8 protein-coding genes and 1 tRNA gene are annotated in these 8,725 nt (G+C 63.8%); 6 read left to right on the top strand and 3 right to left on the bottom strand.

The window, feature by feature from the left end; all coding sequences use genetic code 11:
* Positions 1-21: 21 nt before the first annotated feature.
* The 3 genes from VFZ97_13130 (at position 22) to VFZ97_13120 (ending at position 1,447) form a co-directional block, all read left to right on the top strand.
* Positions 22-94, top strand: a tRNA-Glu gene (locus VFZ97_13130).
* Positions 95-177: 83 nt separating this feature from the next.
* On the top strand, positions 178-606 hold the full coding sequence (locus tag VFZ97_13125; GenBank protein ID HEX6394375.1) for a hypothetical protein: 429 nt from the start codon (positions 178-180) through the stop codon (positions 604-606).
* 4 nt (positions 607-610) lie between these two features.
* Positions 611-1,447: a nucleotidyl transferase AbiEii/AbiGii toxin family protein gene (locus VFZ97_13120; protein ID HEX6394374.1), complete on the top strand. Its 837-nt coding sequence runs from the start codon at positions 611-613 to the stop codon at positions 1,445-1,447.
* Between the two features lie 25 nt (positions 1,448-1,472).
* On the opposite strand, the gene VFZ97_13115 is transcribed toward VFZ97_13120, so the two are convergent.
* On the bottom strand, positions 1,473-2,510 hold the full coding sequence (locus VFZ97_13115; GenBank protein ID HEX6394373.1) for a site-specific integrase: 1,038 nt from the start codon (positions 2,508-2,510) through the stop codon (positions 1,473-1,475).
* A gap of 453 nt (positions 2,511-2,963) precedes the next feature.
* Here VFZ97_13115 and VFZ97_13110 point away from each other — a divergent pair, with 453 nt between their 5' ends.
* Together VFZ97_13110 and mobF are read left to right on the top strand one after the other, a co-directional pair.
* Positions 2,964-3,200, top strand: a complete 237-nt coding sequence (locus tag VFZ97_13110; GenBank protein HEX6394372.1) for a helix-turn-helix domain-containing protein — start codon at positions 2,964-2,966, stop codon at positions 3,198-3,200.
* A 199-nt stretch (positions 3,201-3,399) separates the two neighbouring features.
* Positions 3,400-6,138, top strand: a complete 2,739-nt coding sequence (gene mobF, locus VFZ97_13105) for a MobF family relaxase (GenBank protein HEX6394371.1) — start codon at positions 3,400-3,402, stop codon at positions 6,136-6,138.
* A gap of 229 nt (positions 6,139-6,367) precedes the next feature.
* On the opposite strand, the gene VFZ97_13100 is transcribed toward mobF, so the two are convergent.
* Together VFZ97_13100 and VFZ97_13095 are read right to left on the bottom strand one after the other, a co-directional pair.
* Positions 6,368-6,889, bottom strand: coding sequence for a hypothetical protein (locus tag VFZ97_13100; protein HEX6394370.1), 522 nt, complete (start codon positions 6,887-6,889; stop codon positions 6,368-6,370).
* A gap of 197 nt (positions 6,890-7,086) precedes the next feature.
* Positions 7,087-7,437, bottom strand: a complete 351-nt coding sequence (locus VFZ97_13095; protein HEX6394369.1) for a hypothetical protein — start codon at positions 7,435-7,437, stop codon at positions 7,087-7,089.
* Positions 7,438-7,718: 281 nt separating this feature from the next.
* Here VFZ97_13095 and VFZ97_13090 point away from each other — a divergent pair, with 281 nt between their 5' ends.
* Positions 7,719-8,516 carry an alpha/beta fold hydrolase gene (locus VFZ97_13090; GenBank protein HEX6394368.1) on the top strand — a complete coding sequence of 266 codons (798 nt, stop codon included), beginning with the start codon at positions 7,719-7,721 and terminating at the stop codon, positions 8,514-8,516.
* Positions 8,517-8,725: the final 209 nt, after the last annotated feature.

Here is an 8,725-nt window from a genome sequence, read left to right as displayed (position 1 = left end):
GGCAGTAGGCTTCATCGTCCCGCCCCCATCGTCTAGCGGCCTAGGACACCGCCCTTTCAAGGCGGCAGCACGGGTTCGAATCCCGTTGGGGGTGCTTGTAAAGGAGCAGGTCAGGGAGCACTTCTCGCGAGGATCGGCTGCGGCGCCGGCTTGGGTTTCGGCTTTCGTGCGCGCCACGTGCGCGAGCGATTCGACGGTGCCGCCTGGAAGCGGGCGGCGCAACTCTCGGAAACCGTCACTTGGTTCCGGCACACTGGAGGCATGGCCAGCAGCGAGAGCTCAACTCATGAGCGGCGTAACTACGGCGATCACCGCCCGTACCCTGAGCCGCCCGCGCGCCTGGCCGACCTGAGAGGACCCACCGAGGGACCGCTCGAGTTGCCGATCACGATCGACTGGGGACCGAAGCGCGTCTACGACATGGGCGTCGACGCGGATCGCCGCATCGTGTACGAGGTCGTTCTCCAGGAAGCCGCCTCCACCGAAGAAGTATCCCGCTACGTCAATGGTCAGGCGCTCCTGCAGCTCTGGTCACGCTTGTGGCTACCTCGTAGGGTCCGCCACAACTGGGAGAGCCGGTTGCGCGAGCTAACAACCGCCGCCTAGCTGAATGGACGAGTACCAGGAGCGCCTTGTCCGAGTCGGACTCGGTGTTCTTGCCGAATACGGGTTCGCTCTCGCGGGCGGATATGCGTTGCAGGCTCATCAGCTCGTAGACCGCCTCAGCGAGGACGTAGACCTTTTCACGGATAGTTGGGATACCGAGGATTTCTCACGAGCGGTCGATGCTGTCGTCGTAGCCTTCAAACGTGAGGTGCTTGAGGTCTCTGTCCCGCAGCGCGAGGCGACGTTCTGTCGCCTAGAGGTGACGGATCCATTAATCGGCAAGGTCGCGACGGTCGACATGGCTGCGGACTTTCGCCAATACGAACCGGTGAGCCTCTCGGTCGGCCCAGTCATTGCCGAGAGCGATGCCGTCGCCTCGAAGGTCGCCGCTGTCTTCAGCCGGGGATATGCACGTGACTACCTGGACTTGGCTGGAATCCTCGAAAGCGGCCGGTTTAGCGGCGAACAGCTCATGCAAATGGCCGAGCAGGTGGACGCTGGATTCAGTAAGGCATGGTTCGCAGAAGCTCTGGCAGCTGTAGACCGCTTCCAGGACCAAGACTTCACCCGGTATGGGGTCGACGTCGCGAGAGTGGGCCGGGTACGAGAGATCATGCGGGACTGGAGCGAGAAATTGCGGCTCGAGGTACAACCGACCGAACTGGAACCCGGCGCGCATCGGACGGCGACGCCAGACCTCGGTCACGAAGTCGGGAGAAAGCCTCCAGGCGATCCCTCTACTCTCGAGATGCGCCGAAGTCAGCTAGGTGGTCGCCTGTTGCGGCCGACTGAAACATCAACTCCGGACGAACCCGAGCCCCGTCGGGGCATTGAGCTCTGATCGGACAGGCCCCCGGCGATTACGGCTAAGCACCGGTACCGTTAGAGTCCTCGCGCTCCGACATGCCAGAGCTGTCGGTGAGCGCAGAGACGTTCCCAACGACGAGTTGGGCTAGCGCGTCGGCTATTGCACGATCACGGTCCTCGGTAGCGTGCTGATAGCGCAGTGCCGCTGCTGGATGAGAATGGCCGCCCCGGCGCATCAACTCCGCGACCGAGGCACCAGAAGCCGCGGACCATGTGAGCCCGGAATGACGTAGGTCGTGGTAGTAGAGGTCTGGTCGGTCGATCGAACGTCTGGCTCTCTGCCAGATCCGATTAAGTGTGCTTGGCAACATGGAGCCTCCATCTGAGGAGGTGAATAGCCAGGCATCGGGTGCCGGTCCTACGAACCTGCCGAGGTGATTCTTGAGTGCCGGGAGGATGTTCGAGGGCACCGCTACTGTGCGCTGGCCCGCCGTCGTCTTCGGAGGCCCGACGACGGCTTGGCCAATCATGGGCCGCACGACCGCCCGCTCGATGCGGATCCGTCCGTGCAGCAAGTCAATGTCACGACGCTGGAGACCAAGCACTTCGCCGCGCCGGAGCTGGCACCAAGCTGCAAGAAGGATGACAAGGCGATGATGATCTGGAGTCGCAGCCGCCGCCGCTTCGACCTCCGCTACTGACGCCACCGGCCGTTCGGCAGAGCGCGCTTGGCCAGCACCCTTAACTCGACACGGATTCCTGGCGATGAGTTCGTCGGAGACAGCTGTCGAAAGAATCGCCCTCAGCATCCGGTACGCGTCGTCGGCCGTGCTGACGTACTTCCTTTTCATGTCCATGTACCACGCCCGAACGGCGGACGGTCGAAGCTTCGAGAGTTCGTGTTTGCCGAGAACCGGTAGGACATGCCGGTCGAGCATGTGCCTGTACTTTGCCCGGGTCACGGGCCGAAGATCTGCTCGATTGGACAACCACTGGTTTGACCACTCGCGGAGAGTGACACGGCCTTCAGTCGGGTTCAGCCAGACCCCTCGCCTGATAAGCCTACGAATTGAGCCGAAGTGGCGGCGGGCAGACATGCGAGCACCTCCAGGGCGTGCAGCGACAACGCTTTGGAGGAGGCTCTTCAGCGTCCGCCGGCCGGGCAGAGCCTCGAGCCGGGCCGGGATCGTCCGCTTGGTCCAAATGATAGGCGGCAGCTGTGTCGATTTGGGGTGTCAGGTGATCGTCGGCAGAGCTTCGTGGCAGCCCCACCCTGATATCGGCGCTGGAGGAACGCAGACGGCGCTTCTGGGGCTCCCAGGGTGAGGACCGTCACATAGCCGGTATGCGCGGACGCCTTCTAGGTGATGATTTCTCCGCGTGCTGGCGGCTGGCTACGTGACGTCCCGGTCGCCATTTGGGTGTGGACGTCTTGGAGGCGCGGCTCACCGAGTGGCTTGCCGCTGGCGTCGCCGCGGCAGCTGACGGCCAACTCGCCCGTGTCTCAACGGCCCGCCCTGGTCGGGGTGGCGCCAAGTTCGGCTTAAGGGATGAGAGCAGCACGCGCGGAGGTGACTGTGCCGCTGGATGAGCTTCCTGAGTTCTTGACGGTGGAGGAGGCGGCCAAGGTGCTTCGCATCGGTCGCACCTCCGCCTACCTGCTGGCTCAGCGCTGGACGTTCAGCGGGGGCCGGGAGGGTCTGCCGGTCACGAGGCTCGGACGGCTGCTGCGGGTGCCGCGCGCCGCACTGGTTCAGATGACGAAGACGGGATCGGAAGTGGCGTGACCACCGCCGCGCCCTTCAGCCCTCAACCGCATCCTCACAATCTCCATCTCTCATCACCGACCCCTACCTCCTTCACCATCTACTCACCCCTCTCACCGACCTCTCTCCCGCCCATCACTCCTCCCTGCCAACCAGGCCAGACACCTCTGCACCGGGGGTGCTCAGGGTGGGCCTCGCCGGTGGCGGTGATCGTCTCATGATGGGTTTGGCGAAGATCGCTCCGGACGGTTGGGCGTATTACGCCAAGGAGATCGCCGCGGGGGTTGAGGATTATTTCGTCGGCCACGGCGAGGAAACGGGGCGCTGGGTGGGCCGTGGCGCAGAGAGTTTGGGGCTGTCCGGCGAGGTCGACGCAGAGGGGTTGTCCCGGCTGTTCGGGCTGGGCCACAGCCCGGTGACCGGCGAGCCTTTGGGCCGCCCGTTCGGCAAGGAGAAAGGCGTGGTCGCCGGCCACGCTTTTTCGTTTTCGCCGCCGAAATCAGTGTCTGTCTTGTGGGCGCTCGCTCCTTCTGAGGTGATGTCTGAGGTCCGGGATGCGCATGATTCGGCGGTCGCTTCGGCGCTGGAGTTCCTGCAGGATCATGCTGCGTTCACCCGCCGCGGGCATGGCGGAACCATCCAGGAGGCCACCTGCGGATTCGTCGGGGCAGTGTTCGTGCATAGAACATCTCGCGCGGGCGATCCGCAATTGCACAGCCATATCCTGGTCGCCAACAAGGTGCAGGCCGTCTCCGATGGGCGGTGGTTGGCGGTCGATGGCCGAGAGCTCTACGAGGTGCAAAAGGCGGCCGGGATGCTGTACAAAGCGGCTCTGCGAGCAGAGCTGACTGCCCGGCTGGACGTCGCCTGGAGCGACGTTGACGACAACGGCGGTGCCGAGATTCTGGGTGTCCCGGACAGCTTCATCCGTGAGTTCTCAAAGCGCCGGGCGCAGGTGGAGGCAGCCGCCGCCGGCCTCGCCGGCGAGAAGGAAGCGGTGCTGGGTCGATCGTTGACCGGCGACGAGCGGGCCGCCATCTTCCAATTGGCGGCGTACCAGTCTCGAGCGAGCAAGGCAGAGAGAGGTGAGACGACCGCGCAGCTGCGGGCACGGTGGCGAACCGAAGCCGCGGCGATGGGCGGCTCGACAGAAGAGTGGTTAGGAGACGTATTCGGCCGGCGGACCGTTAGCCAACGCGACGTCGTGCTGTCCCGACTCGGTGTTCGACCGTCGATAGAACTGGCTTTGACCGAGGTGATCGACCGGCTCGAGCGCACCCACTCCACCTGGGGCCGCGCCCATGTGATCGAAGCTCTGTCGGTGGTCCTCCCGGCTCACAAGGCTGGCTGCGGTGAGAAACTCCGACAGGTTCTTGAAGGGGGGGCCGACGCTGTCTTGGCCCATCCCAATGTTGTTCAGTTGACCTGTCCGGAGCGACCCGACAGCCGCCATGGCGGGCTGCGGTACAGCACTTCGTGGACCCTGGAGACCGAACAGGCTGTCCTCGATGTCATCGAAGCGGGACGAACCGCAGGCGTTGCTGTCGCACCGACCTACCGGGCGTTGGGCGAGGCCGGCCTCGGTGAGGATCAAGCGCAAGCCGTCCGGCGGCTATGTGGCGGTGGCGAGCGCGTCGCGGTGCTGGTCGGTCCGGCTGGGTCGGGCAAGTCCCGAACGCTCAACACGGCCAGACAAGCCTGGGAGCAGACCGGTATACCAGTGCGGGGCGTGGCTCCCTCAGCGGTGGCCGCCGGGGTGCTGTCCGAGCAGGCGCGAATCGCCTCGGACACGCTGGCCAAGTTCTTTCTCGACGTTGGCACCGGCCGTGTCAAATTGCAGCCCGGGGAGGTGATCGTCTGTGACGAGGCATCGATGGTCTCCACCCGAGACCTGGCCCGTCTCGTCCTGCTCGCAGACGCGGCCGACTCAAAAGTCGTTTTCGTCGGCGACCACTATCAGCTCGGCTCCGTCGACGCGGGTGGCCTATTCCGGCTGTTGGCCTCCGACGCCAAGGCTGCCGAGCTCACCGGCATCCGCCGCTTCGCCGACCCCTGGGAAGCCGACGCAACTCACCGTCTACGCGGCGGCGATCCCACCGTCCTCGACGAATACATCGCACGAGACCGGGTCCGCTCCGGCGACCGCGAACAAACGCTCGACGCCGCATACAACGCATGGCAAGACGCACGCAGCCAAGGCCGGTCCGTGGTCGTGATGGCCACCAACCACGACATCGTCAACCAGCTAGCTACGCGCGCCAGGGCCGAGAGGATGACCGCCGGCGAAGTCGAGAGGGACGGGATCGTCATCGGCGACCAGAGCATCGGAGTCGGCGACGAGATCGTCACCACGCGCAACGACCGTCGCCTGGTCACCACGGCGGGTGCGTGGGTAAGAAATGGCGACCGCTGGCAAATCACCGACCGTGGGCCCAGCGGTTCGGTGCAGCTGGCCTCCTTAGACGGGCGGGGCAACGTCACTCTGCCCGGCGCTTACGTCCAGGAGCATGTCGCACTCGCCTATGCGGTCACCGTCCACAAAGGACAAGGCCTCACCGTCGACCAGGGCGTCCTCATCGTCGACCGGGCCACAAGCGCCGAGCATCTCTACGTAGGCATGACCAGAGGGCGCCACCACAACCTGTCGTGCGTCATCACCGAACCGGCCGGCGACGAACACACCCCCCGCGGCGTCCCGTGCAACGCAGACGAAGTGCTGATCACCGCCTTACGTCACACCAGCAGCGAGAAATCCGCCACAGAAATCCTCAGGGCCGAACTCGACCACCTCCGGCCCCCGGGCAAAGACCATCCGGCGGCTGCGATCATGGAAGGCCTCCGGCAAGTCCAGCGACACAGCTACGACCAAACCGTCCGCCGAGAGGCTCAGCGCCGGCGAGACGTAATCCGCGACCACAACCCCGTTCCCACAGTCATGATCGAAGGCCCAGAGTTGTGAACCCACCCCCGGCATTATGGCGTCACAATCTGCGCCACCGAGATCATCAACCGTCGCACGCCGAGCCGTCGCTCTGCGCTCGTCTGCAGGCAGACTCGCGTTGCCGCGGGGGTGTTCCAGATGACGGACGTTCTGAGCGGACGTTCGTCTATCTGTTGGTGATGTGTTCCGTGTGCTGAGGCTTGGGTTGGAGGCCGGTGTGTGCTGGTTCCTTGACCCGCTCAGGGCCTTACGTCTGGTTTTGCCCTTGGTGGTTGTTGTTTTGCCCTTGGGCGTTCTGAGGGCTGGCATCGACGATCTGTACAGAACCGCCGGTAAGGGTGAAGAGCCCGGCAACCCCGGCAGACGACAGAGAACTCGGTTGAGCGCAATCAGATGGGGGGACGAGGACGAATTCCGTGAAGGTGCTCGGATTGGTTGTGACAAGCGCAACAAAACTGAAATCGCTGTCGAACGCCCCGACATATGCGTGATGCGGGTCGACGACGTTAAGGCACGACACGGTAAAGGTGTCGCTGGGGTTGCTGGGAAACGAAAAAGTCAGAGTGCCCGTCGCGGGTATCGGGGTATCAGCTGCGCTCGTCGCTGTCCCATTCACTATGGCGCCTGACGGAAAGTTGAAATTGGCGTTGGTGAACGTGAGCGAATCCCCCCCGCTCGCCGCCGAACTCGGAGCGCTAACGGCCAAGCCCATCGCTGCGATAAGCGGCAGCGTCAACGCGAGGCGTCTCAACGTGATGTGGAAGCCCATCTTGCCCTCCTTCATCGATTCGGTCTGACCGGGATCTTCCCGCCCTCCCCGGCGAGGGTTCAACGCTGATACGTCAGATTTGATCGAAAGGTCATTGGCATCGCTCTGGCCAGAACAGCGGCGCATCTGGTTACTCGTCAACCGACATCGGCCACGCCCGATTCGGCGTTCGGCTCGCGGATCGGCGTCCGGTCCTGTTATTGCGGGAAGGCCGCCTCCAACTCTCGACAGCCGATCGGGCGCAGCGCGATCCACCTCGTCCGCCATGGTACGGAGATGATCCCGCGCATCAGACCCAACAAGCCTGTGAAGCGCGGCCGACAAAGGAAGCACACTCTGGCACCGTCGTCGACGAAGAACTTCGCTTGATTGCTCCCGAAGATGCCCGCATGCAGTCGGAGATTGTGATAGCCGGGTGCGATGAAGAAGTCCTTGGCCTCACCCTCTTCGAGGTCCCCCCTCGTCTCGTCGTCGACATCCACGAGATACTTCCAGCCCCAATCGGCGAAGGGCACAACGTCGCGTTGGATGTGCAATATGCCCGACATGCGCTCAGCCTAGGACGGGATCAACCGACCACTGGGCTGTTCGGCCCCAAGTTTCGCCCAGGTACTCGCTGGAGTCGTGAGCTGAACTAACACCCTGACTTGAGCTTGAGGACGCCCACACAAACCAGCACGCCGAATGTCAGCGCATGCAGTTCGGTTGGCGTGTCAACTGTCGCGCCCGACTCGGCGCTCGGCGCTCCTGATCGGCCGATCTGTCTGGGTGGAATGTCTATGAGTCCTGTCGGAACGCTTCTGTTGGCAGGGGGTGCTAGAAGGGGGCGATGGACTTCTCCGACTATGCCCGGCTCTGCCGTGCGGAACCCGAGGGTCACTTCGCAGATATCGGCGACATCCGGATGCACTACCTCCGGGAGGGAAGTGGCCCTTCACTATTACTTCTGCACGGTGGGTTAGGCGCAGCCGGAGGCTGGCGACCGGTCATTGACGCCCTGTCGGGGTTCGACATCATCGCTCCAGACAGCCGAGGTCAAGGCCGCAGCACAGACGGCGACGGTCCTATGACCTATGGACGGATGGCGGCTGACATGGTGGGCTTGCTTGACCATCTCGGCATCGAGCAGGCACATGTTGCGGGCCACTCTGACGGTGGCTGCCTCGCTCTCCATCTGCTGGTGGACTATCCGGATCGGGTCGTAACCGCGACTCTGGCGGGCACACCGCTTCACCACGACGACTACCGGGAGGGGGCTGTGAACTGGATGCGCAAGGGTTTCGACAAGATGCGCGCAGGAGACGACCCGGGTGGCTTCAAAGGCACCTACGACGCGTTGAACCCCAATCCCGAGAGGTGGCCGGTCGTGATGGAGAAGCTTGCCGCGACGTGGCTGTCTCAACCGATGTTCGCCGACCAGGTGCTCGGCGTGGTCACGGTCCCGGTCTTGGTCATCGTCAACTCCGGCGACGGGTTTCTGCCCCGGGGGGCATTCGAGCGGGCTGCCAACCTTTTCCCAATGGCAGACAGCGTCGAGATAGAAGGCACTCACATCAACATCGTCGAGCACCCCGAAGACACCGCCCAGGCCATAGAGGCCTTCACTCGGCGCCACCCGGCCGCCTAGCGGCAAACTGACGCGTCCGAACAGCGGCGCATTCGGTTATGACACAAAATGGAGCACCCGCCCGGGATTCGGCGTTTCCTGTGTGGGGCCCAGCTGTCAAGAGGGCTGATAGCCGGATGGCCGGATGTCGGCGGACCTGGGGCGCCCAGCGTTTCCTAGGTGCTCGACGAAGCGGGTGCTGCTCGTCGGCGACAACAATCAAATTTGGG

The organism is Acidimicrobiales bacterium (assembly GCA_036378675.1).
Classification (GTDB): domain Bacteria; phylum Actinomycetota; class Acidimicrobiia; order Acidimicrobiales; family Palsa-688; genus DASUWA01.
Note: the sequence above shows the minus strand (reverse complement) of the source record. Positions and strands in the feature narration are given on the sequence as shown.